This window comes from Microbacterium sp. C-MGS6, assembly GCF_058140415.1.
Window position 1 is genome coordinate 2,253,192 of the sequence record NZ_CM176934.1, and the last position, 23,223, is coordinate 2,276,414.

A 23,223-nucleotide genomic window follows, 5' to 3' on the forward strand; every position below is an offset into this window, starting at 1 on the left:
GCGCAGGCGGACCGGGCCTTTCTCGCGTCAGAGGCCGCGCATCGTGATGAGACCGGTCGTCCACGGGCGCAGCGCGGAGGAACCGAGCGTACGCACCAGCCCCTCCCGCACGGCGACGACCGGGGCGACCGCCGGAGCCCCCATCGCCATGAAGAACGCGGAGCGATGATGCGCCTTCCGCGCCGCCCGCTGGACCTCCCGGGCGAAGCCGTCGAGGACGGGGGCGGCGCCGCGGTCGGTCCGGCGCAGCGCCGCGACCAGCCGGAGCGCATCCGCCCAGCCGAGGTTCATGCCCTGGCCGCCGATCGGGCTCACCTCGTGCGCGGCGTCGCCGAGCAGCACGATCCGTCTGCGGTGCAGCCGTCGAGCCGCGTGCTGGGCCGCGCGGAACGAGGAGACAGGCGCGGTGGGGTCGACCTCGAGCCTCTCCCCGGTCCGGTGACCGACGATGTCCGCCAGCTCGGCGGCTGTGGACACCGTCCGACCACGGTCTTCGCGCACCACCCAGCGGCGCCGGCCGCCCGGCAAGGGGAAGGACTCGACGAGGCCGTCCGGCTCGAAGTACAGCACGGCGCGATCGTCGGCCGGCGGATCGTCGACGTCGAGCATCGCGTAGCCTGCGGATCCGGTGCGCGCCAGCCACCCCGCACCGAACGCCTCCCGCAGGGGACTCCGGACGCCGTCCGCGACGACGACGATCGACGCCGTCTCCTCCCGACGTCCGTGCTCGCCGTCGATCCATACCCGCACGAACGGCCCCTCGTCGCGGACCGAGCGGACGACGGAGCCGGACTGCAGCGCATCCGGTTGCAGCGTCCGGAGACGGTCTCGCAGCAGCTCCTCGGTGCGGGGCTGCGCGAGCGTCAGGATCGGACGCTCGGTGGTGAAGGTCAGGGCGGCGAGTCGCCGGCCGCGGCTGCGGACCTCGCCGCCGGAGAGGCGGAGCGCCTCGGAGCGCACACCGGTACCCACTCCCGCGGCGTCGAGGGCATCGAGCCCCGGTCGATGGATCCCGATCGCCCGCGTCTGCGTGCCCGTCTCGGAGCGACGCTCGCACACTCGCACCCGGCGACCGTCCTGCCCCACGAGGCAGGCGAGGAGCAGCCCGACCGGACCACCGCCGACCACGAGGACATCATGGTCGACCATCGCCACCCTCCCAGCGCAGTTCGAGCCGAGCGGGCAGGTGCGACCGGACCTCCCAGCCCGGCGGCGCGACGGCCGCGAGCTCCTGCGGGGTATAGGAGCGGCGGATGCTCAGGAGGCCGTCGACTCGGATGAAGGAGCCCGCGAGAAGGTTTCCCGCGAACGGCCGGGTGCCCACGGCGAACGCCCCGTAGGCGAGGCGGCTGCGGGCGATGTCGTGGTGGGAGACGAGTCCGCGATCACCGACCAGGGCGCGGGAGTCGTCGAGCACCGCGTGCAGCGCTGCGGCGTCGAGGTGATGGAGGACGTGGTTGGAGAGCACGACGTCATAGGTGTCGCCCGCCGCCACGAGGTCCCCGGAGAACGCGTGGCGATAGCGGATCCCTGCACCGTCGTCGTGTGCCGAGGCCCAGCGGATCGCACGCTCGTCGGCGTCCAGGGCGGTGACATCGGCGCGGAGGCCGTCGCGACGCAGTCTCCGGACCAGATCGCGGCACAGGTCGCCGCCACCGGCGCCGATGTCGAGGATGCGCAGCACACGCCCGGCCGCCGCCCGGGGACGGATGTCCCGCCGATACAGCCGTCCGGGGCGCGAGACGACCGCGTTGACGGCGCTGAAGCGCCGGTACGTGCGACCGAGCGCCTCCTCATCCGCGTCGGGGTCGTCCATGAGCTCGACGAGGTCGACGGCACGCGCCGACAGGTCCAGGCTCACGGTGCGGGCGCGACCACGGTCAGCAGCGCGCTCTCGGCGGTGAGCCCCGGGCCGAAGGCCATCGCCGCCACGCGGTCACCGGGATCCGCGCCCTCCTGCTCGAGGATGCGCTTCAGCACGAACAGCACGGTCGCACTCGACATGTTCCCGTACTCCCGGAGCGTCTCGCGCGCGGGTCGCAACTGCACGTCGCTCAGGGCCATCCGCTCCTGCACCCGATCGAGGATGCTGCGCCCGCCGGGGTGGATCGCCCAGTGGCGCACCCGCTCGCCCACCCGGCCGGCGGCGAAGGCCGCCGCCAGGCCGTCCTCACGACCGTAGAGCGGCGTGAGCGCCCCGATGATCGACTCCCCGATGATCTGTGGGACGGCGGTCGAGAGGATCATCTCGAAGCCCGAGTCGCCGATCGTCCAGGCCATGTCGTCCACGCCCTCCGGCACGATCGCCGTGTGGAAGCCGTTCAGCCGGAGCGCGGGGACGGCGGTGGGCAGGTCCCGAGCCGTCACGATCCCGGCGGCAGCCCCGTCCGCGAACAGGGAGGAGGCCACGATGGTGTCCGGATCCTCGGAAGAGCGCAGATGCAGCGTGCACAGCTCGACGCTGACGACGAGGACGACCGCGTTCTCATCGGCCGCGCAGAACTGTGCGGCCGCGCGGAGGGCCGGCATCGAGGCGTAGCACCCCATGAAGCCGAGGTGATAGCGCTGGACGGCATCGGACAGGCCGAGCCCACGCACGATCTCATACTCGGGGCCCGGGGCATGGAAGCCGGTGCAGGAGACCGTGATGACGTGCGTCACGTCCGCCGGGTCCAGGTCGGGGTCCGCCTCGAGGGCGCGGCGCGCGACCTCGACGAAGAGACGGGAGGCCTCACGCGTGTAGACCTCGTTGCGCGCCTTCGTTCCCGGCGCCAGCAGCCGTCCGGAGGCGCGATCGTAGAACAACGGCTCATCCTGGTCGGCGTCATCGGCCAGCTCCGCGATGACGGTGTGCCGCGTGTCGATGCCGGAGACGTTGAACGACGTCGCCACGATGCGCTGCGCCAGCCGTCCCAGATCGGGCTGGGCGGCGAAGACGTCGCGCACCTGCTCCTGCACGAGGACGGTCTCGGGGACGATCGTCTGCAGCGATCGGAGCACGGGCGGTCGACTCATGTCGTCACTCAACCACCCCGGAGCCGGACGCGGAAAGGGGTTGCGTCCGGAGAGTCCGCGGCCTAGAAGCCGAGGGCGCGGGCGAGCTTCGAGTCGGAGCTCGCCTCTCGGCCGCCGACCGCGCGCACGGCGCTTTCGATCGCCGCGAAGAACGCCGAGCGGCCGGCGTCGTCGGAGGGGCCTGCGGGCCCGAGTTCGACCTCCCACTCCCGCCACGCACGTCGCGCCCCGGTGCGCAGGTCGGTCGCCTGGACGTGGTCGTCGACGAACTCCGCCACGACGCCGTCCTGTCCGGTGAGGAGGTACGCCGTCCGGTCGTTCTCGATGCGGGCGAGAGGCTCCAGCGGCGCGGTCGTCCAGACGGCGATCGCCTCGCGCACCGCCGTCGGGATCTCCTCGTCACCGAGGGGCCAGCCCTGCTCGACCCGGCCGTCACCCTGCCGCGGACCCTTGATGTGCCACCCCTCGTCCGGTCCGCCGGAGCGACGACGCAGGGCGACACCGGCACGGGCCAGCGCGCCGTCTGCGGTCTCCAGATAGCGGGCGTCGAGGGCACGGTGCTCGGCAGGCGAGACGGCATCGACGCCGGGGATCGCCGCCCAGTCCGGCAGCGGAGTCCCCTCGTCGACGTCGTACTTGCGCTCGACCTCGACGGTGCGAGAGGGCTCAGTCATCCTCGAGCGTGAGGTCCTCGAGGGCCTCCTCGAACCAGTAGTCGACCTCGGTGGGGCCGTCGCCCTCGCCTGTGTTCTGCGGCTCGCCGCGGCGGTTGTAGACCACCTGCGTCTCGCTGTAGGGGACGATCAGCTTGTCGTCCGCGTCGTCGTCGAGGGGGATGATCTGCCCGTCCAGCGGGCCGCCGTGAAGTCGTGCGAGTGCCATGTGCCCAGGGTAGCGCCGCCCTCCCCCATTCGGTGCGACCTGCACGGTCAGCCCCCGAGGACACCGAGGACGGCCCCCGCGACCATCCACGGCCCGAAGGCGATGCGCGTCCTCCGGTCGACCCCTCCCGCGGCGAGGAGCACGAGCGCGAAGACCGCCCCGAGCACGAAGGCGGACGACGCGCCCAGGAGGAACGCTCCCCAGCCGTGCCACGCCAGGAGGAGTCCGATCACGAGGGCGAGCTTCACGTCTCCTCCTCCCATGCCCGCGTGGCTGATCATCCGCAGCACGGCGTAGAAGCCACCGAGCACGAGGGAGCCGAGCAGGCCGCGGCCGAGCGGCTCCGCGTCTGCGGTGGCGACGGCGTCGACGGAGACCGCCACGACCAGCAGGGCCAGGGTGGGCAGCACGATGCGGTTCGGCAGTCGGTGCGTGCGGACGTCGATCACGGTGAGCAGGATGCCGATCCCGAGGAGGGCGCCGTGCACGAGACCGAGGAGGGCGAGACGGATGTCCATCCCGGCAGGGTAGGGAGATCCGGGACGGCGCGGAGCGCCCTGTGGACAACCAGGCGGCGATGTCGGATGTACGAACTAGCGTCAGTCTCATCACTTGCTTTATTCGTACATATCTTCGAGGATGGATACATGGGGATCGGGCTCGATGCGATGACCGCGCTCTCTCCGACCAGCGACACCCGCGCCGGAGAGGTGCTGCGACTGCGCCGCGAGATCAGCCGGATGCAGCGACGGCGCAGCGAGCACACGCTCCTCCCCCTCGATCCCGCCTTCGCGGCGCTGCTGCCGGAGGAAGGGCTGCAGACGGGCACCTCGTACACCGTCTCCCCCTCGCCCGCCCTCGTGCTCGCGCTGCTCAGCGCCTCCTCCGGTCGGGGCCACTGGTGCGCGGTGATCGGCATGCCCACCCTCGGGGTCGAGGCCGCCGCCGCCTACGGCATCGATCTGAGCCGGCTGATCCTCGTCCCCGACCCGGGAGACCGCTGGCTCGCGGCGGCGTCCGCATTGGCCGAGGTGGTGCCCCTGATCGTCGTGCAGCCGACGACGAGGGCACGGGACGCCGATGTCTCCCGGTTGAGTGCCCGCCTGCGCGACCGCGGGGCCACGCTGCTCGTGGCGGAGGAACCGGGCGCCGGCCGCTGGGCGCAGAGCGAGGGGACCATCCGACTGCACGATCCTGATTGGCACGGGCTCGGCGAGGGGTGGGGGCTGCTCTCGGACTGCACGGTGACGGTCACCGCGCGGACCAGGCACAGCCCCCGCGCCTCGAGCGTGCGCGTGCGACTGCCCGGCGGACACGGAGCCGTGGAGACCGCGGCCGCGGAGCTGACCGCCCTGCCGCCGCTCGCCCCCTCCCCGACGGACAGCGGTGCGTCCGCGTCCTCCGACCTCCTCTTCTGGGCGGAGGCGGGATGAACGCTCCTCTCCGCGTCCTCGTGCTCTGGTTCCCCGACTGGCCACTGCGGGCGGTGCTGGGCGGAGGGCCGCATCCGCCGACGGCCCTGGTGCAGGCGAACACGGTCGTCGCCTGCACCGCCTCGGCGCGGGCGCACGGCGTCCGCATCGGGCAGCGCCGCCGCGTCGCCCAGGGCCTGCTCTCCTCGCTGCAGGTCCTCCCCCACGACGCCGAGAAGGACGAGCGCGCCTTCGTCCCGGTGCTGCAGCTCATCGAGAAGCACGCCCCCGGCGTCACGCTCCTGCGCCCCGGCCTCGCGATCCTGCGCGCCCGCGGCATCGCCCGCTATCACGGCGGAGAGGCCGAAGCGGCGGCGGCGCTGTCCGCGGTCCTCGCTGCGGCCGGCTTCCCCGAGGTGCGTGTCGGCGTCGCCGACGGCCCCTTCACCGCCGAGATCGCGGCCCGCGGCGCCGCCGCCTGCACCGTCGTCCCGCCCGGCGGATCCCGCGAGTTCCTGGCCCCCTATCCCGTGCAGGTACTCCGCGACGAGCAGATCAGCGATCTCCTCCTCCGCCTCGGCGTGCGGACCCTCGGCGAGTTCACCGCGCTCGCCCCTCTCGACGTCCGCGACCGCTTCGGCGAGCACGGCGCCCGCCTGCAGGCCCTCGCCGCCGGCGCCGATTCCCGCCCGCTGGCCCCTCGGCCGCCGGATCCCGAACTGGCCAGGACCATCGAGTTCGAGTCCCCTCTCGGCGGCACCGACCAGGTGGCCTTCGCCGTGCGGCAGACCGCCGATGCCGTGATGCTCGCCCTGGCGGATGCGTCCCTCGTGTGCACCGAGGTGCGGATCGACCTGACCGACGACGACGGCGTCGTCCACTCCCGCACCTGGCTGCATCCGACGAGCTTCGATGCCGCCGACCTCGTGGACCGCGTGCGCTGGCAGCTGGAGGCGCTGGCCGCCCTGACCGCCCGCGAACCCGTCGACGAGGCGAGGGCGTTCGGGGGCATCGTGGCCGCCCGTCTCCTCCCCGTCGCCGTGGACGACGCCGCCCACCACCAACCGGGGCTCTTCGGCTCGGGTACCGATGAGCGGCTGCATCACGCGGTCTCGCGGGTGCAGACCATGCTGGGGCATCAGGGCGTGGTCACCGCCGCCCTCTCCGGAGGGCGCTGGCTCGCCGACCGCCAGGTGCTCACGCCATGGGGCGAGCGTCCGGTGCCTCCGCGTGATCCGCGGTCCCCCTGGCCGGGGAGCCTCCCGGATCCCCTCCCCTCCGAGGTGTTCCGGCCCCCGCGTCCCATCGGCGTCGTCGCGGCGGACGGGAGCACGATCGACGTCGATGACCGCGGCGCCCTCACGCACGATCCCGCCCGCATCGACGGGGCGACCGTGCAGGCCTGGGCCGGCCCGTGGCCCGTGCACGAACGGCGCTGGAGCACGGGCGGCGGCAAACGAGGACACCGGCTCCAGATCGTCGACGACCGCGACCGCGCCTGGCTGGTCTTCCTGGCCGGCGAGCGCTGGTGGGCCGAGGGGAGGTACCGCTGATGGGCTGGCACAATCCGCCGTTGACCTGGGATCAGCTCGAACGCACTCTCAGCGGGGAACCCATCCCCGAAGCGGCCTCCGCACCCCCGGGACTCCGACCGGATCCCGGGCCGGTGAGTCGCCCGCGGAAGCTCGTCCCCCCGGCCCTCCCGGAGCAGCCAGAGGAGGCGGTGCCCTATGCCGAGCTGCACGCGCACTCGTCCTACTCGTTCCTCGACGGGGCGTCCTCCCCCGACGACCTGCTCGCGGAGGCCGAACGTCTCGGCCTGAGCGCGCTCGCCCTCACCGACCACGACGGGTTCTACGGTGCCGCCCGCTTCGCCGAGCTGGCGGAGCTCATGGAGCTGCGCCTGCAGACCGTCTACGGCGCCGAACTCTCCCTCGACCTCCCCTCCGCTCCGCAGGGGGCCGCCGATCCGCCGGGCACGCATCTGCTCGTGCTCGCCCGGGGCCTCGAGGGATACCACCGTCTGTCGGGGGCGATCACCGCGGCCCAGCTGCGCGGCGGGGAGAAGGGGCGCCCGGTCTACGACCTCGACGAGCTGGCCGGGACCGCCGACGGGCACTGGACGATCCTCACCGGCTGCCGCAAGGGGGCGGTACGGCAGGGGCTGGAGGCCGGAGACGCCGCTGCGCCGCTGCGTCACCTCGTCGACCTCTTCGGGCGCGACAACATCGCCGTCGAGCTCTTCGACCACGGCGATCCGCTGGACACCCGGCGCAACGACACCCTCGCCGAGCTCGCCCGTCGGATGCGGCTGCCCGTCGTGGCGACCAACAACGTGCACTACGCCCGCCCGGACCAAGCCCCTCTCGCCGAAGCGGTGGCCGCGGTCCGCGCGGTCCGGAGCATGGACGAGCTCGACGGCTGGCTGCCGGCCCATGGCGGCGCGCACCTGCGCAGCGGGGCGGAGATGACCGCCCGCTTCCGACGGTACCCCGGCGCGATCTCGCACGGTCTGGAGCTGGCCGCGGCCTCGGCCTTCCCGCTCCGGATGGCGCGTCCCGCCCTCCCCCGCCAGGACGTGCCGTCGGGGCACACCCCGATGAGCTGGCTGCGGCACCTGGTCTGGGAGGCGGTCCCGTCGAAGTATCCGCGGCTGGACGAAGACGGCCGTCGGCGCATCGCCCGCGAACTCGACGTGATCGAGGAGAAGGACTTCCCCGGGTACTTCCTCATCGTGCACGGCATCGTGGCGGAAGCACGGCGACGCGGCATCCTCTGCCAGGGCCGGGGTTCCGCTGCGGCGAGCGCGGTCTGCTATCTGCTGGGCATCACCGCGGTCGACCCGATCCTCTACCGCCTCCCCTTCGAGCGCTTCCTCGCCACCACCCGCACGGAGGAGCCGGACATCGACGTGGACTTCGACTCGCGGCGGCGGGAGGAGATCATCCAGTGGGTCTATCGGGAGTACGGCAGGGAGCGGGCGGCTCAGGTGGCGAACGTCATCCAGTACCGGCCGAAGAACGCGGTCCGCGACATGGCCAGAGCCCTGGGGCACTCGCCGGGGCAGCAGGACTCCTGGTCGCGACAGGTGGACGGCTGGGGGTCGGGACTCGAACCCGTCGAGGGGCACGACATCCCCGACACCGTGCTCGACTACGCGGCCGAGCTGCTGAAGGCTCCGCGGCACCTGGGGATCCACTCGGGCGGCATGGTGCTCACCGCCCGGCCGGTCGGTGAGGTGGTGCCGGTCGAGCACGCCCGCATGGAGGACCGCACCGTCATCCAGTGGGACAAGGACGACGCCGCCTTCATGGGGCTGGTGAAGTTCGATCTCCTCGGCCTGGGCATGCTCGCGGCACTGCAGCACTGCTTCGACCTGGTCCGGGAGGCGACGGGCGAGGAGTGGACGCTGGAGACCCTGCCGAAGGAGGAGGCCGGCGTCTACGACATGCTCTGCCGTGCCGATTCGATCGGCGTCTTCCAGGTGGAGTCCCGCGCGCAGATCGGGCTGCTCCCCCGGCTGCAGCCGCGACGCTTCTACGACCTCGCCATCCAGATCGCCCTCATCCGTCCCGGGCCCATCCAGGGCGGCGCCGTGCACCCGTTCGTCCGGCGCAAGATGGCGAAGGACAGGGTGGACGAAGCGAACCGGGAGCGGGAGGCCAGGGGCGAGCCCCCGGAGGACTTCCCCATCCCGTACCCGCACAGCGACCTCGAGGACATCCTCGCGCGGACTCTGGGCATCCCCATCTTCCAGGAGCAGCTCATCCAGATGGCCACGGCCGTCGGCGACTGCACCGCCGATGAGGCCGACCTGCTGCGCCGCGCGATGGGGTCGAAGCGAGGTCTGGAGAAGATCGAGAAGGTCAGGGACAAGCTGTATGCGGGGATGGCCCGCCGCGGGCTCGTCGACGAGGCCGCCGACCGGATCTATGCGCAGATCCAGGCGTTCTCGAACTTCGGGTTCGCCGAGTCCCATTCGCTGTCCTTCGCGCTGCTCGTCTACGCGAGCTCGTGGTTGAAGCTGCACTACCCGGCGGCCTTCCTCGCGGGTCTGCTGCGCTCGCAGCCGATGGGCTTCTACTCCCCTGCGACCCTCACGGCGGATGCCCGTCGGCACGGCGTGGAGGTCCGCCGCCCGGATCTGCATCTCTCCGGCGCCACCGAGACCCTCGAACCCCTCACCCCGGACGCGGCGGGCACGACCGGGAGGGCCGACTGCCTGGCCGACCCGCAGCCGCCCGTGCACCGGTTCGACAGGAACGCGCCGGACGAGTCCGCGACGCACCGCAGGGACGGACGGTTCGCGGTGCGTCTGGGCCTCAGCGGCATCCGCGGGATCGGGGTGCCGATGGCGGAGCGCATCGTCGCCGAACGGGAGGCTCACGGTCCCTACCGCGATCTGCACGACCTCGTGCGTCGCACCGATGCCACGGCCGCGCAGGTGGAGGCCCTCGCCACCGCCGGAGCCTTCGCCTGCCTCGGGTTGGAGCGCCGGGAGGCCATCTGGCTCGCCGGGGCCGCCGCGGAAGACCGCGCCCGGTTCCTCCCGGGGACCACGGTGGCGGTGCAGCCGCCGCTGTTCGCCGACCAGACCAGCTACGAGCGCCTCTCGGCCGATCTCTGGGCCACGGGCATCTCGACCGACGACCACCCGATGACGCACTTCCGCGGCGACCTCCGGACTCGCGGCGTCCTGACCGCCGCGGACCTGCAGCGCCACGAGACCGGACGACGCGTCGAGGTGGCCGGTCTCGTCACCCATCGACAACGACCCGCCACCGCCGCCGGCGTCACGTTCGTCAACCTCGAGGACGAGAGCGGGTTGGTGAACGTGATCTGCTCGACGGGGGTCTGGGGACGGTTCGGTCGCATCGCCCGAGAGTCCCCCGCGCTCATCATCCGCGGCATCCTCGAGCGCTCACCGGAGGGGGTCGTCAATGTGCTCGCCGACGCCTTCGAAGACCTCCGCACGGGGGTCATGCACCGCTCGCGGGACTTCCGATGACCCCGGAGCGCGAGGGGCCCCGGCTTCCGGCCGTCACCAGAAGCGTTCGGGCTCCTCCGGCGGGGGCCGATCCGATCCACCCCAGCGATCAGCCTCGGCCTTGGCCGCGTTGACCGCCTCGTCCGCGCCCCGCAGAGCGATGCCCGCGCCGCTGGCCGAGGGCCCGATGGGGTCGAGGAGCAGCGACGTCCGCGGAGCGACGCCCACCGCCACCGTGCAGTCGAGGACGCGACCGATCCAGTGCGTCACCTCGGCCCGCGGCTCCTCGGCGCGACGGTAGCGGATACCGGTATCGAGGTCGAGCAGCGAGAGGACGACCGGCTCCTCCGTCTGCGGGTCGACGAGTTCGGAGACCTCGACCCGGTGCCCGACCGGGAGCGCGACCTGACCGGCGAAGACGAGCATCCTGTCCATGCCCCCACCCTACGGAACGGCTCGCATCGGCGACAGGGATCGGAGCCGCGCAGAATTTTCGAAGAAATCTTTGTCCCCCAAATGGCGGACAAGGAGATTAAGGGATATCCTGCTCTCGTAGCGGGGGCTACCGGCTGAATCTCTGGGGGATCAGCCGTAGAGACAGCGAGACTTCGCCGCCTCCCCAACCGTCCGGGTAGGACGGTGAGCCCTCTCGGCAGCACCGAGTTGGGGCGGTCCCGTCGAGAGGGCATACCCCGCGGCTAGCCGCCGTCCCGCCGAGCGTCAACCCCGGCGAACGCGCGCGCCCGCCGGACTACGGTCGTGCACCATGACGCCTCTCCGCAGTCTCCGACGCCACTCCGGCGCGCACACCGCCGGAGGCGGTCAGTCGTCGGCGGGCTCGTCGAGGCCGTCCTCGTCCAGGGGCACCTCGATCCGCTGCTCCGCGGCATCCGCGGGATCCGCCTCGATGGGGTGCGGCTCCGGTGCCGAGGGGGTCGGCGCTTCCGGGTCCTCGGGAGTCTCCGCGGCGAGGCGCTCCTGCTCCTGCAGGTCGGCTTCGGGCTTCACATCGTCGATCGGATGGTCATTCAGGGACATGGCTTCTCCTCCTTCGGCGTGGATGTCTCCAGCTTGCCGACGCCGGATGACAGCGGCAAGGGGCTTGACCCGACGGAGGCGGCGATGACGCGGAAGGGCGGTGGAGGCCGGGTCCGCATCGGCGTCTCCGGATGGCGGTACGCCCGGTGGCGCGGCGACTTCTACCCGCGCGGCCTGCCGCAGCGACGAGAGCTCGAACACATCGGATCGCTGTTCCCCACGGTCGAGCTCAACGGCTCGTTCTACTCCCTGCAGCGGCCGGACAGCTACCGGCGGTGGGCGGCGAGCGTTCCCGAGGACTTCGTGTTCGCGGTCAAGGGCTCGCGCTACGTCAGTCACATGCTCCGGCTGCGGAACGTCGAGCAGGCGCTGGCGAACTTCTTCGCGTCGGGGGTCCTCGCCCTCGGTCCCCGCCTCGGACCGATCCTCTGGCAGCTCCCCGAGCGTCAGCGCTTCGACGCCGAGCTCCTGGAGTCGTTCCTCGACACCCTTCCCCGGACGACGGCGGAGGCCCTCGCGCTCGCTCGACGTCATGACGAGCGGCTGCAGGACCGGGCGTGGCTGGAGATCGATGCCGACCGCCCACTCCGGTACGCCCTCGAACCGCGTTCCGACTCGTTCGCCGATCCGTCGAGCCTGCGTCTTCTGCAGGAGCACGGCACCTCCCTCGTCGTCGCCGACACCGCCGGGAAATGGCCTCGCTTCGACGCCCTCACCGCGGACCTCGTCTACGTCCGACTCCACGGTGCGCAGATGCTCTATCACAGCGGGTACACGGACGCGGAGCTGCGGGAGTGGGCGGCCCTCATCCGCGGATGGGCGGACGGCTCAGGAGCCGACGACGGGAAGCCGCGCGACGTCTACGTGTACTTCGACAACGACGCCCGCGGGCACGCGCCCCATGACGCCATGGCCTTGAGCACCCTCGTCGCGGACATGCCCTCCTGACACGGCGAGCACGGCCTACCGATCGCCGACGTGACCCGGCGCGGTGAGCGAGAGGACCCGCTCGACGAACGCCGCGTACTCCTCCATGTAGTGCGCGAGGAACTTCTCGGTGTCGGCGTCGTGCACCGTGCCGTCGGCACCGAACACCTCGGGCCGGAACGCGATGTACGCCTCCGGGGCGTTCAGCTGCGGCGCGTTGAGGAAGCTCAGCACGCTCCGCATCGACGACTGCATGACAGCGGTGCCGATCGCCCCGGTCGAGGCGCCGATGATGCCGGTGGGCTTCCGCGCGAAGGAGTTGTGCCCCCACGGCCGCGAACCCCAGTCGATGGCGTTCTTCAGCGCACCGGGGATGGAGCGGTTGTACTCCGGCGACACGAGCAGCAGACCGTCCGCCCCCTCGACGGCACTCTTGAACGCGGTGACCGCGGCGACGGGTTCGAGCTCGTCGTCGCGGTTGTAGAGCGGGAGGTCCCGGATGGGGATCTCCACGAGCTCCAGGTCGGGCGGGGCGAGCCGCACGAGCGCCGTGGCGAGGACGCGGTTGATCGAGTCCGATGCGAGGCTGCCGATGAGGTAGCCGATCCGATGGGTCATGATGAGGTCCCCTCGTCTCCCTGCACTTCCAGGATATCGCCGGGGTGGGGGCTTGCCACAAGGCCCCCCTCGCGAGGCAGAATCGACGGCTCGGGTGCCCCCGCCCGCTCTCGCGAAGGAGACCTCCGGTGCTCGACCCCTTCACCCTGCCCGACGACCACGCGGCGAAATCCGCGGATGCCCTCATCACCGTCGATCGTGCCCACCTCCGGCGTCTCGGCGCCGCGCTGTCCCGGGAGCGGGACGCCCTGACCGCTCGTCTCGCCCTCGTCCGTCGGCAGGCCGCGGACGCCGGTGTGACGGCGGTCGACCGCGACCTCGAGATCCGACGGCTCAGTGCGACCCTGCGCCTGCGGGAGCGCTTCGACATCGACATGTGCCTCGGGCGGATGACCCCTGCGGAGGGCCCGCCCGTGTACATCGGGCGCGCCGGGGTGTCCGACGCGGACGGCACCCGTCTGCTGGTCGACTGGCGGGCTCCGGCAGCCGAACCGTACTTCGCGGCGACCTGGGAGGACCCCCGGGGACTCATCTCCCGGCGACGGTACCGATGGAACGCAGGCCGGATCACGGACTACTGGGACGAGGCCCTGTCGCCGGAGGGTCTCGACGGTGCGGCATCCCTCGACGATCAGTCCGCGTTCCTCGCGAGCCTGGAGGCGCACCGCACCGGGCGGATGCGGGACGTGCTGGCGACGATCCAGACGGATCAGGACGCCATCGTTCGCGCCCCCTCCCCCGGCGCTCTCGTGGTGGACGGCGGGCCCGGCACCGGGAAGACGGTGGTCGCGCTGCACCGGGCGGCGCACCTCCTGTACGCCGAGCCGCGGCTGACGAACGGCGCCGGCGGCATGCTCCTCGTGGGTCCGAACCCGCAGTACCTCGGCTATGTGGAGGACGTGCTGCCGAGTCTCGGCGAGGACACGGTGCGGTTGTGCACCCTGCGCGACCTCACACCCGAGGGCGCGGGCGCGGTCGCAGAGCAGGACCCCCGCGTGGCCGAGCTGAAGCAGGGCCTCGACCCGGACCAGGTGATCGAGGCGGCGGTCGCCGTCCTGACCCGGCCGCCGAGGCACGCGCTCCGCATCGAGACGCCGTGGGCCGATCTGTGGATCAGCCGAGACGACTGGGGCGAGCTGTTCGCCGCGGCCGATCCCGCCTCCCCGCTCAACGAGGCCCGCGACGAGGTCTGGGAGGAGCTGCTGGAACTGCTCGTCGACCAGGTGCGCGACGAGGATGTCCCGGAGTCCTCGATCCGCCGGTGGCTGCGGCAGGACGACGAGCTCACCGGGACCTTCGTACGGGCGTGGCCGCTGCTGGCGCCGGAAGCGGTGGTCGCCGCGCTCTGGGCGTCCCCGACGCTGCTCGCGCAGTGCGCCCCCGACCTCGCGCCCGAGGAGCTCGCCCTGCTGCACCGTGCCGAGGGGGCGCCCTGGACGGATCCCGACCTTCCCCTCCTCGACGCCGCGCACCGCCGGATCGGCGATCCCGAGGTCGTCCGCGAGCAGCACCGCCGGCAGGGCGCGGCGGCCGCGGCGCAGGAGCAGATGTCGGCGGTGGTCGAGCACCTCGTCGCGAGCGACGACAGCGAGATGAAGGTGATGTCGATCCTGCGAGGTCAGGATGCGCGCAACGTTCTCGCCGGAGCGGACGTGCCTCCCCCGCTCCCGCCGGACGAACTCGCCGGCCCCTTCGGTCACATCGTCGTCGACGAGGCCCAGGAGCTGACCGATGCGCAGTGGCGCATGCTGATCGCACGGTGCCCCTCCCGCAGCTTCACCGTCGTGGGCGACAGGGCCCAGGCGCGGAGGGAGTTCACCGAGTCGTGGTCCGCCCGCCTCGAACGTCTCGGCCTGCGGAATGTGCGGGTCTCCTCGCTCCGGGTGAACTACCGCACTCCGGCCGAGGTCATGGCGCTGGCCGCACCGACGATCCGCGAGGCTCTGCCCGACGCGAACGTCCCGACCTCCGTGCGGGAAAGCGGCATCCCGGTCCGCTACGGCGCGGTGGCCGAGCGCGACGCGGTGCTGGATACGTGGGCAGCGGCGAACCCCGAGGGCGTCGCCGCCGTCATCGGCGACGAGAGCGCCGTGCCGCGGCCCCGGGTGCGCGCGCTGACGCCGGAGGAAGCGAAAGGGCTGGAGTTCGACCTCGTGGTCCTCGTGCGCCCGGAGGCCTTCGGCTCCGGGCGCACGGGGGCGGTCGACCGCTATGTGGCGATGACCCGCACGACGCGCGAACTCGTCATCATCCGCTGAGGGACCGTCCGGTCTCAGACGTCCGGGTCGCCGCCGTCGGTGATCGTGCCGGTCGGCTCGCTCTCCTCGACCTCATGGCGGGCGCCGTGCTCGGAGGCGAGCGCTTCACCCTCCTCGATCGCCTCATCGCGGCTGGTGTAGCTGCGGGAGAGCTCCGGCGCGCCCTCCACCTCGTTGACCCACTGGCCGTTCTTCGAGCGGGTGACGATCGACGTGATGGCCATCAGACGTCCCCCGGTCCCAGGTCGCCCTGGCCTTCTTCGCCGAGATCGGCGAGGACCGGATCCTCCCCTTGGCTCTCCGGCTGCGGCGCGGAACCCGGCAGGTCCGCCGCCGGCACCTGGTCGTCGGGGTCCGGGATCTCGTCCGGATCACGGCCCGTCGCGGTGGTCGCGTCCAACTCCTCCGGCGTCGCACCCTCGTCGAGGGCTTCCGTGCGCTCCCATTCCGCCTGAGCGGGATCGTTGCTCGGGTCGGCCTCGGTGGTCGCGTCGCCGTCGCGCAGCGGCTGACCGCCGACGTCGTCGGGTGTCGATTCCATGTCTCCTCCTTCGATCGGGCTGGCCCCAGTCTTCCCGCCGGAGCCGCTGTCATCGAGGGGCTTGAGGAGACCTCGCCGAGCAGCTAGGTTCCCGGAGCGTCGGGAGAGGGCGGGTTCAGTTGCGCCCGGCCATCACGCCGCCGTCCGCGTCCCAGACCGCTCCGGTCACCCAGCCGGCCCGGTCGGACAGCAGGAACGCGGCGACCTCGGCGATGTCCTCCGGGGTCCCCACGCGGCCCAGCGGGTGGAAGGCGTCGAAGCTCGACACCACCTCGTCGACCTCGTCCTTCGGGATAAAGCCTTCGTAGATGGGAGTGCGCACGACCGCCGGGGCGATCGCGTTCACGCGGATGCCGTGCGACGCCAGCTCCATCCCCAGGTGCTGCGTGAGCGAGTGCAGGCCGGCTTTAGCCATCGAGTACGCCGACGACGGCGTCGCGGCGATGGCCTGGTGCGCCCACATGGAACCGAGGGTGACGACGGCTCCGCCGCGGCCCTGCGCGACCATGCCGGAGACCACCGTCTGGGTGACGAAGAAGGTCGCCCGGTTGAGGTCCAGATATGCGTCGTAGTCGGCTTCGGTGTGCTCGAGGAACGGCTTCGGCGCGAAGACGCCCGCCGCGTTGACGAGGAGATCGGCGTCGGCGTGCTCCGCGGCGAGGCGGGCGCGGAGCGCCGCCACACTCGCGGGGTCCGTCAGGTCCGCCTGCACAGTGATGGCGTCGATGCCGTGGCTGACGAGAGACGCCCGCGCCGCCTCCAGCTTCTCCCCGCGCCGGCCGACGAGGACGACGGTCGCGCCCTCCCGTCCGATCCGCTCGGCGATGGCGAGACCCATCCCGCTCGTGCCCCCGATCACGATCGCGGTGCGTCCGGTGAATTCCCTGTCGAGCTCGGCCATTGTGCGGCTCCTCTCCGTCATGGACGGCGAGTGCCGTCTCGTCTCCACGCTACGAAGCGAGAGCCCGCCGCAGTAGACGAGCGCGCATGATGGAGTGATAACGACTGCTTATGACCGGACGGCGGCGGGATCCAGCGAGAGCGCGGCGGTGAGCTCGGCCAGGTCGTCCGCGAGCGGGGAGGAAGGATCCCAGACGGCCTCGTAGAAGATCTCCACGTCCATGCCGCGTTCACGCAGCGTGCGGTGCGGCGCGTCCGGGGACGCGAGCTTCGATCGCGGGATCACCGCCGTGCCGAGGCCGAGCTTGGCCCACTCCTCGAGCACACGGTAGGTCGCGGCCTCGCCGTCGTAGGCGCTCAGCGGAACGTCGTTCGCAGCGAAGAGATCGGTGGTGAAGGTCGTCAGCCCGCACGTGTCCGGCATCAGGATCAGGGGTGCGTCCGTCAGGTCGCTCAGCTCCACGGGGCCGTCCGGCGACGGCTCCTGGTCGACGACGACCACGGGCTCCGCGTCGACGATACGGTGCCGGAACCGCGGCATGGGGGCGACGGACGGGACGAGGATGAGGTCGAGCTCCCCGGCGGAGAGCTCGCGCCGCAGGTCGGCGACGTTCGCCTCGCGGAGGACGAGCTGACGCGGCGCCGGAGAAGCGGGAAGTGCACACACGGCCGTGTAGGCACGAGCGACGATGGCCGGGTTCATGAGCGGGGAGACGCCGACCCGCACCCGTGCATCGGCCGACCGGTTCCAGCGCGCGGCCTCGGCAGCCACCTGGTCCACGGCGAGGAGCGCGCGGTCGATGACCGGGAGCAGATGCGCACCGAACGCCGTCGGGACGACTCCGCGGGGCGAGCGCTCGAACAGGCGCTCTCCCAGACGGTCCTCCAGCTTGGAGATGCCCGTCGAGAGAGCGGGCTGCGTCACGCCGTAGGCACGCGCGGCCGCGCCGAAGGAGTGCGTCTCGGAGACAGCCTGGGCATAGCGGAGGGCTTCGACGCTCACGCGGTCACTCATAGCCCGACGTTATCACCGCGCGACGGGCGGTCGGGCCGTTCGCGGCAACCCGCGCGCGGTCAGGCGTAGCCGAGGTCCGGCGCGCCGACCCAGAAGAGGCCCTCCTTCGCGTCCGCGGGGAGGAGGCCTTCGATCCACTCGGCGACGATGACGAGGACGGCTTCCTCCAGGCGATCCCGCGTCCACCGGCGCGGGCGCGAGGGTACCGCGGGCTCCCAGCCGTCCGCGGTCCACTCGACCCCGAACAGATGGCGCTGCTCGTCGAGACGTCGGTCCAGCGCGAAGGCGTCAGCCCCCTCGAACCGCGCCCAGACGTCGAACGGGCCCTCGCCGTCCTGGTCGACGAAGACGTCGATGAGGATCGCCTCCACGCCGTTCTCCGCCTCGACGGCGGCGCGGTGCAGGTCCCCCAGGGCGGCGGCGACGCGCTCGCTCTCCGTGTCGAGCACGGTGCGCAGGGCACGGGCGTACGATTCCGCATCATCCCCGCGCGCTCCGGGCTCAGCGCTCATCGCTCCGGCTCCGTCTCGGTGTCGAGGTTCCTGCCCACGGCGATCTCGCGGATCGCCGACGCGAGCGCGTCCCTGGACCGTCCGTGCGGGAAGGGGCCGGCTGCGAAGTCCAGCAAGCTGCGGCCGTCGGGGAGAGCCGGCGTCGCGGGATCGACATCGCCGTGCACGAGGAGGGTCCGCACCAGCGGCGCCAGCGCGGTCTCCTCCATATCGCGATCCAGCAGCTGCACGAACGGATGACCCTCCGGGAGCGTCGCGACGGGTGTCGGGCCCGGGATCGCCCCCTTCTCGAGGAGGCGTCGCAGTACCGGCTCGTCCTCCGCGTCCAGCGTGGGGTTGGCGAAGAGGACGTTGACCGGGCTCAGGAACGACAGGGAGGAGGACGCGTCGAGGCGCTGGTCCAAGAGCCAGAGCGCGAGTTCGCGGCGGCGGTCGGCATGCGGGTTGCTGAGCGCGGCGTCGAGGAGGAACCGGTATCCCGGAGCATCGACGACGACGTCGAGGAGATCGTTGAGCGTGCCCGTGAGTGCGAGATCGGGGAACACCCCGAGGCCCGCGTAGACCTGCTCGATCTCCTCCCGCTCGGGCACCCGATCGAAGACGAAGCTCGCGTACGGCGCATCCAGCAGGGTCGGCGGCCCCATGCGGTCCCCCATCCGCAGCGCCCACTGGAGCTGCGGCACCCCCAGGGCTTCGGCGTAAATGGTCTCCAAGGGGTTCGTCGTGTTCACGTCGTCCGGGTCGAGGGCAGAGCGCACCCGTCGCAGCATCCCTTCCGAGGCGCGCCAGTCGACGTCATCCCTCCAGAACACGGCGTGCACGGCGGGCAGGGTCGTCGCGCCGGGGAGAAGGCCGCAGGTCTCAGCGGGGCCTGGGGCCGAAGCCTCGCGATGCACGACCGGGAAGAACCCTCCCGGGTCTCGGTCCACCACGAGCGACAGCAGGTCATCGGGCACCCCGCCGAACAGGGAGAGCTGTTCCTCGAAGGTGGGCTCGGGTCGCGCCGCGGCGTCGGGACCCGTTTGATGGGACAGGAGGAGGCCGCGCCCGTCGTGCGTGAAGTGCCACGTCCAGAAGTGGTCGCCGGTGCGGAAGCCGCCGCGCATCGCATCGGGGACGAGGGAGGCGCCCGCGAGCGGCGGGCCGTTCCACGGCACGGGTTCGGACGCGGGGGCGCCGCCCACGAGGGCGGAGACGTCGGAGATGATCCGGGAGCGGATGCGGAGCTCCCAGGGACTGCTCCCCCGCGCGAGGTCGAGCACGGCGTCCGGTCGCGCGATGACGATGATGACTTCGGGGTCGTCGCCGTAGGAGGGGTCGGGTGTCCCGGCGACGACGGCCACCGCGTGGCCGTTCACCCACCAGAGCGGCGCGGTGAGGAGGCCCGTGGCGCGCATGACGCGGGTGAGCGGGCTACGGCGATCGATTCCGGTCTTCTCGTTGCGGGCGTGGATCTCCCCCGCTGCTCCCCACCGTTCGCCCATGACGCGGATGAGGTCGTCCGCCCAGGCCTGGAGTGCATCGACCGTCCAGCGCTCCCCCGAGGCGAGCACGACGCGGAGCGCCCGACCGTGGTCGTCGCGGAGCCCGCGTCCGCCGATCTCGAACGTCCGATCCGCCCAGTCGGCGTCCTCCGGCGAGCGCTCCCACCACGCTCTGGTAACGCGCTCGATGTCCGCCACGAGGTCGTGATGGTCGCCGCTCGTCGGTACCGCGTAGCCGAGGCGGTCCGTGTCGGACGGGCGGTCCTGCTCCGGGTACGGGCACGCGGCGAAGACCTGCTCGAACCAGGCGCGCCGCTCGTCGCCCTCCCGGGACATCTCGTCGAGGGTGAGCGCGCCTCCGAGGCGATACGGCTGCCGCACCGCGGCGCCGAAACCGAAGTCGTCCATGCCGAAGTCGTTGCGGCGGCCGATCTCCATGAGCGAGGGCGAGACGCACCAGTGCGCTCCGTCGAACCACACCGCGCCGGTGATGACCGGCACAGGTTCGTCGCCGAGCATGCGGAACTCCAGGTCGTGCTCCGCGACCGCGCCGCGGGCGTCTTCGCCACGGGCGGCGATGAGGGCACGGAGGTCATCCGGCACCCTGTCGAGCATGCGCGCGGCCAGGATCAGCCACGCCTCCGCCAGATCCGCTTCCCGTTCGGAGGAGTCCACGACGTCCGCCGCCTCGCCACCGTGCTGCTGCGCCACCTCGGCGAGGAACTGCGCCGGTGCTTCGTCCGCGAACGTCGACGTCGGGTCCTGGATGAGGACGAGGATGCGGCCGTCGTCCGTGAACGTCCAGACCGTCGTCACCCCGCTGCGCGACTGCAGGCTGAAGCGGGATGCCGGGACGTCGACATCGCGCAGCCGCACCTCCCCGGCGCCGAACAGCGTGCTCAGCAGCCAGGCGCGGCGCCGCAGCTCGAGCGGATGCTCGCCGTTCATGAGGAGGTCGTTGTGCATGTCCTCCTCGGGCAGGAGCGCGCTGAGGCTGCCGACGGCGTACTCCCGCGGCAGCACGACCATCGCCTGGCGCAGCATGCTCTGCCGCGGTTCGGCGTCCCAGTTCGTGACCAGCACGCAGTACAGATCGCCGCGGTCCCACATCTCCGCCTCCGGGATGCCGACCGAGACGAGGACGACGTCGAGGATGCCCTCCGGATCCTGGTTCTCCCCCACGAGCGACGGCTTGCGCACCATCGGCGCGCCCCACGCTTCGTGCAGCGTCCGGCGCACGCCCTCCGTCCACTCCTCCGCGTAGGCGGCGAATCCGCCCTCGGGGACCACGAGGTCCGCGGGCGGGTTCGGCTGCAGCGACTCGTCGGCGTCGGGGTCGTAGCCGCCGAGCGGGAGCAGCCAGACCCCCTGCGACTCCTCGACCTCCACCCCCTCGAATGTGAAGGCCTCCCGCGTCTCTCCCGCGAGCAGGTGGGCGACAAGCCGGTCGAGGAACCCGGGGACCTCTTCCCTGCCGAACGGCGGTGTGTAGTACGGGAGGTCCTCCTCCGTCTCGTCGCTCGTGTCCGCGTCGTCCCTGCCGGTGTCGTCGACCATGCCCCACCCCGTCGTCATCGAAACAGCCTTGGGACGAGCATACGGACGCGTGGCGTCAGGCGTCCTCGGAGTCGATGAGCTCGAGGAGCTTCCGCAGCTCGTCCCTGATCTCCGTGTGGTCGTACTGCCCGGCGCGGCTCTCACCCGAGATCACGCCGGAGCGACGCACCTTCTGGAAGTCGCCGAAGGGAAAGCTGTACGCCTTCTTCGTCTCGGGGTTCTCGCTCTTGTCGATGCCGAGGTGCCAGTGGGCGAACTCCGTCCATCCGTGCTCGTCGATGAAGCGGTTCTCGTCCTCTGCGCTGGGCGCTGCCTCGGACCAGTCGTCGCGTTCATCCCGCACGACCTTGCCGTCGCGGACGAGGGAACGCGCGAGCTTCAGCGCCGGTCGGTTCAGTTCGATAGCCATGGGGGGAACGCTAGGACGCGGAGGGACGGTGCCGTACCCCCTTGACGGGGGATGCAGAAGGCCCGGAGACTCGTGCGGGTTTCCGGGCATTCTCGGTCGGGCTGATGGCACAACGTGATCTGGCGCGGGTGGCCGAAGAGAGCACCCGCGGAGGCCCCCGGTCTCAGCCGCCGATCTGCGTGCGCACCGTCCGTCCTGCGAGCACGGCGTACAGGCCGATCGAGACCAGGAGTCCGACCGGCACCGAGAGGTCGAGCCCGCCCAGCGCCGCGCCGAGCGGGCCGGTCCACACGGTCGTCGACAGGAACATCGCGGTGGCGAAGCCACCGGCGACCACGGAGACGAGACCCGGGATGCCGAAGCCGCCGGTGTACCAGAACCTGCCGCCGGGCCGCTCGTCGAACAGGTCGGTCCCGGAGTACCGGTTGCGGCGCAGGACGATGTCGGCGACGTAGACGCCCATCGTGGGCACGGAGATGATCAGCAGGAACTGCAGCATCAGGTTGACGGCGCTGATCAGGTCGGATGCCACGACGAGCACGATCGTGAACGCGCAGCCGAGCGCACCGATGAGGATCGCGGAGGGGATGCGGCGGATCGGCACGCCGATCGACTGCAGGGCCATGCTCGCCGTGTAGGTCGTCATGCCGTTGAGTGAGATGCAGTTCACCAGGACGCCGAGCACGAACAGCGGGGCGAGCCACACCGGCAGCTTCTCGAGCAGGGAGTACTCGATGCCGTTCGCGAGGCTGTCCGGCCCGATGGAGCCGCCCAGCACGACGCCGAAGGCGGTGATGAGCACCGCGGGGAAGAGCTGTCCCAGCGCGGTCGCGCCGATGATGCCGGACGCTGTGGTGTCGCGTGGCAGATAACGGGCCATGTCGGCGCTGTTGCTGAACGACAGCGGCGACGATGCCATCAGCGCGAACGCGATCGTGACGCTCACCCACAGCGGCAGCCCGCTGAGCGGCTCGGGCTGCGCGAACCCCCAATCCAGCGCGGGGGCGATGAAGCCGATGACGAGTGCGAAGATCACGAACAGCCCGATCGAGATCGCCAGATAGGCCTTCAGGATGAGGGCGTGACCGTACACGGCGACGATCACGGTGATCGTCGAGACCACGACCGCCACCAGGATCGATGCCGCGATCGGATCGGGGAAGCCCCACCGCACGAGCAGTTCGCCGCCGATGAACGACGCCGCCACCCAGTTCAGCGCGAGGAAGACCCCCGAGATGAACCAGCCGTAGAACGCGATGACGATCTTGTTGCCGTGGATGCCGTAGATCGCACGCTGGACCACGGAGCCGGACGTGCCGGCTGCCGGTCCGGAGATGGCGACGATGCCCGGCAGCAGAGCGAGCACGCTCGACGCCAGAATCACGAGCAGCGCCTGCCAGATCTCCAGGCCGAGCACGAGCGTCATCGACGCGCCGACCGTGATGTTCAGCACGCTGACGCCCGGTGCGCTCCAGACGAAGAACAGATCGCGCGCTCTCCCGTGCCGTTGGGCGTCGTCGATGAGTTCGATGCCTCGGGTCTCGGGGGTGTTCGCGGAGTCGATGAACTCGGACTCGGATCCGGGCGCGACGGCACCAGGAGCGGGGATGGCGGATGTGTCGGACATGACGGTCCTTCCAGGACGGGCACCCACCTGCGTCAGTGCAG

Annotated in this window: 22 protein-coding genes; 5 read left to right on the forward strand and 17 right to left on the reverse strand. The window is 71.6% G+C overall.

Annotated features, from left to right (window positions below):
• Positions 1 to 27: 27 nt before the first annotated feature.
• From AC3B5L_RS11005 to AC3B5L_RS11030, 6 genes are all read right to left on the reverse strand, one after another.
• Positions 28 to 1,149, reverse strand: a complete 1,122-nt coding sequence (locus AC3B5L_RS11005) for an FAD-dependent oxidoreductase (RefSeq protein ID WP_490095743.1) — start codon at positions 1,147 to 1,149, stop codon at positions 28 to 30.
• On the reverse strand, positions 1,136 to 1,861 hold the full coding sequence (locus AC3B5L_RS11010; protein WP_490095744.1) for a methyltransferase domain-containing protein: 726 nt from the start codon (positions 1,859 to 1,861) through the stop codon (positions 1,136 to 1,138). The genes AC3B5L_RS11005 and AC3B5L_RS11010 overlap by 14 nt, the downstream gene beginning before the upstream one ends.
• Entirely contained in the window at positions 1,858 to 3,015 is a 1,158-nt protein-coding gene (locus AC3B5L_RS11015; RefSeq protein WP_259954788.1) for a type III polyketide synthase, read from the reverse strand. Before AC3B5L_RS11015 ends, AC3B5L_RS11010 begins: the two co-directional genes overlap by 4 nt.
• A gap of 62 nt (positions 3,016 to 3,077) precedes the next feature.
• On the reverse strand, positions 3,078 to 3,689 hold the full coding sequence (locus AC3B5L_RS11020; RefSeq protein WP_490095745.1) for a CYTH domain-containing protein: 612 nt from the start codon (positions 3,687 to 3,689) through the stop codon (positions 3,078 to 3,080).
• Positions 3,682 to 3,897, reverse strand: a complete 216-nt coding sequence (locus AC3B5L_RS11025) for a response regulator (RefSeq protein ID WP_187661817.1) — start codon at positions 3,895 to 3,897, stop codon at positions 3,682 to 3,684. Before AC3B5L_RS11025 ends, AC3B5L_RS11020 begins: the two co-directional genes overlap by 8 nt.
• A 47-nt stretch (positions 3,898 to 3,944) precedes the next feature.
• Entirely contained in the window at positions 3,945 to 4,415 is a 471-nt protein-coding gene (locus tag AC3B5L_RS11030; RefSeq protein WP_259954783.1) for a prepilin peptidase, read from the reverse strand.
• A 129-nt stretch (positions 4,416 to 4,544) separates the two neighbouring features.
• Between AC3B5L_RS11030 and AC3B5L_RS11035 the strand changes: the two genes are divergently transcribed.
• The 3 genes from AC3B5L_RS11035 to AC3B5L_RS11045 are packed head-to-tail and all read left to right on the forward strand — an operon-like array spanning position 4,545 to position 10,317.
• The gene (locus tag AC3B5L_RS11035; RefSeq protein ID WP_259954781.1) at positions 4,545 to 5,330 is read left to right on the forward strand and encodes a hypothetical protein; all 786 of its coding nucleotides are present in this window, start codon (positions 4,545 to 4,547) and stop codon (positions 5,328 to 5,330) included.
• Positions 5,327 to 6,862, forward strand: coding sequence for a Y-family DNA polymerase (locus AC3B5L_RS11040; protein WP_187661820.1), 1,536 nt, complete (start codon positions 5,327 to 5,329; stop codon positions 6,860 to 6,862). The genes AC3B5L_RS11035 and AC3B5L_RS11040 overlap by 4 nt, the downstream gene beginning before the upstream one ends.
• Positions 6,862 to 10,317 (forward strand): error-prone DNA polymerase, encoded by a 3,456-nt coding sequence (locus AC3B5L_RS11045; protein ID WP_490095746.1) that lies wholly within the window; start codon positions 6,862 to 6,864, stop codon positions 10,315 to 10,317. Before AC3B5L_RS11040 ends, AC3B5L_RS11045 begins: the two co-directional genes overlap by 1 nt.
• 33 nt (positions 10,318 to 10,350) lie before the next feature.
• Here AC3B5L_RS11045 and AC3B5L_RS11050 read toward each other — a convergent pair whose 3' ends face one another.
• Together AC3B5L_RS11050 and AC3B5L_RS11055 are read right to left on the reverse strand one after the other, a co-directional pair.
• Positions 10,351 to 10,731 carry a hypothetical protein gene (locus AC3B5L_RS11050; protein ID WP_292796504.1) on the reverse strand — a complete coding sequence of 127 codons (381 nt, stop codon included), beginning with the start codon at positions 10,729 to 10,731 and terminating at the stop codon, positions 10,351 to 10,353.
• Positions 10,732 to 11,118: 387 nt separating this feature from the next.
• Entirely contained in the window at positions 11,119 to 11,334 is a 216-nt protein-coding gene (locus AC3B5L_RS11055; protein WP_187661823.1) for an Rv3202a family protein, read from the reverse strand.
• Between the two features lie 84 nt (positions 11,335 to 11,418).
• Between AC3B5L_RS11055 and AC3B5L_RS11060 the strand changes: the two genes are divergently transcribed.
• Positions 11,419 to 12,282: a DUF72 domain-containing protein gene (locus AC3B5L_RS11060; RefSeq protein WP_259954795.1), complete on the forward strand. Its 864-nt coding sequence runs from the start codon at positions 11,419 to 11,421 to the stop codon at positions 12,280 to 12,282.
• 15 nt (positions 12,283 to 12,297) lie between these two features.
• Here AC3B5L_RS11060 and AC3B5L_RS11065 read toward each other — a convergent pair whose 3' ends face one another.
• Complete coding sequence (locus AC3B5L_RS11065; protein WP_187664183.1) at positions 12,298 to 12,882, reverse strand: NADPH-dependent FMN reductase; 585 nt, start codon at positions 12,880 to 12,882, stop codon at positions 12,298 to 12,300.
• A gap of 125 nt (positions 12,883 to 13,007) precedes the next feature.
• Between AC3B5L_RS11065 and helR the strand changes: the two genes are divergently transcribed.
• Positions 13,008 to 15,137 (forward strand): RNA polymerase recycling motor ATPase HelR, encoded by a 2,130-nt coding sequence (gene helR / locus AC3B5L_RS11070; RefSeq protein ID WP_490095747.1) that lies wholly within the window; start codon positions 13,008 to 13,010, stop codon positions 15,135 to 15,137.
• Positions 15,138 to 15,151: 14 nt separating this feature from the next.
• On the opposite strand, the gene AC3B5L_RS11075 is transcribed toward helR, so the two are convergent.
• The 8 genes from AC3B5L_RS11075 to AC3B5L_RS11110 form a co-directional block, all read right to left on the reverse strand.
• Positions 15,152 to 15,361: a DUF2188 domain-containing protein gene (locus AC3B5L_RS11075; protein ID WP_268777342.1), complete on the reverse strand. Its 210-nt coding sequence runs from the start codon at positions 15,359 to 15,361 to the stop codon at positions 15,152 to 15,154.
• Positions 15,361 to 15,678: a sugar ABC transporter ATPase gene (locus tag AC3B5L_RS11080; RefSeq protein WP_187661827.1), complete on the reverse strand. Its 318-nt coding sequence runs from the start codon at positions 15,676 to 15,678 to the stop codon at positions 15,361 to 15,363. Before AC3B5L_RS11080 ends, AC3B5L_RS11075 begins: the two co-directional genes overlap by 1 nt.
• Positions 15,679 to 15,793: 115 nt before the next feature.
• Entirely contained in the window at positions 15,794 to 16,579 is a 786-nt protein-coding gene (locus tag AC3B5L_RS11085) for an SDR family NAD(P)-dependent oxidoreductase (RefSeq protein ID WP_259954774.1), read from the reverse strand.
• A 108-nt stretch (positions 16,580 to 16,687) separates the two neighbouring features.
• Complete coding sequence (locus tag AC3B5L_RS11090) at positions 16,688 to 17,593, reverse strand: LysR family transcriptional regulator (protein WP_187661829.1); 906 nt, start codon at positions 17,591 to 17,593, stop codon at positions 16,688 to 16,690.
• 59 nt (positions 17,594 to 17,652) lie between these two features.
• On the reverse strand, positions 17,653 to 18,105 hold the full coding sequence (locus AC3B5L_RS11095) for a DUF6389 family protein (RefSeq protein WP_187661830.1): 453 nt from the start codon (positions 18,103 to 18,105) through the stop codon (positions 17,653 to 17,655).
• A complete protein-coding gene (locus AC3B5L_RS11100; RefSeq protein ID WP_259954773.1) occupies positions 18,102 to 21,164 on the reverse strand; it encodes a hypothetical protein in 3,063 nt (1,020 codons plus the stop codon). Before AC3B5L_RS11100 ends, AC3B5L_RS11095 begins: the two co-directional genes overlap by 4 nt.
• Before the next feature lie 37 nt (positions 21,165 to 21,201).
• Positions 21,202 to 21,555, reverse strand: coding sequence for a hypothetical protein (locus AC3B5L_RS11105; protein ID WP_259954772.1), 354 nt, complete (start codon positions 21,553 to 21,555; stop codon positions 21,202 to 21,204).
• Positions 21,556 to 21,718: 163 nt separating this feature from the next.
• On the reverse strand, positions 21,719 to 23,182 hold the full coding sequence (locus AC3B5L_RS11110; RefSeq protein WP_490095748.1) for a purine-cytosine permease family protein: 1,464 nt from the start codon (positions 23,180 to 23,182) through the stop codon (positions 21,719 to 21,721).
• Between the last annotated feature and the right edge of the window lie 41 nt (positions 23,183 to 23,223).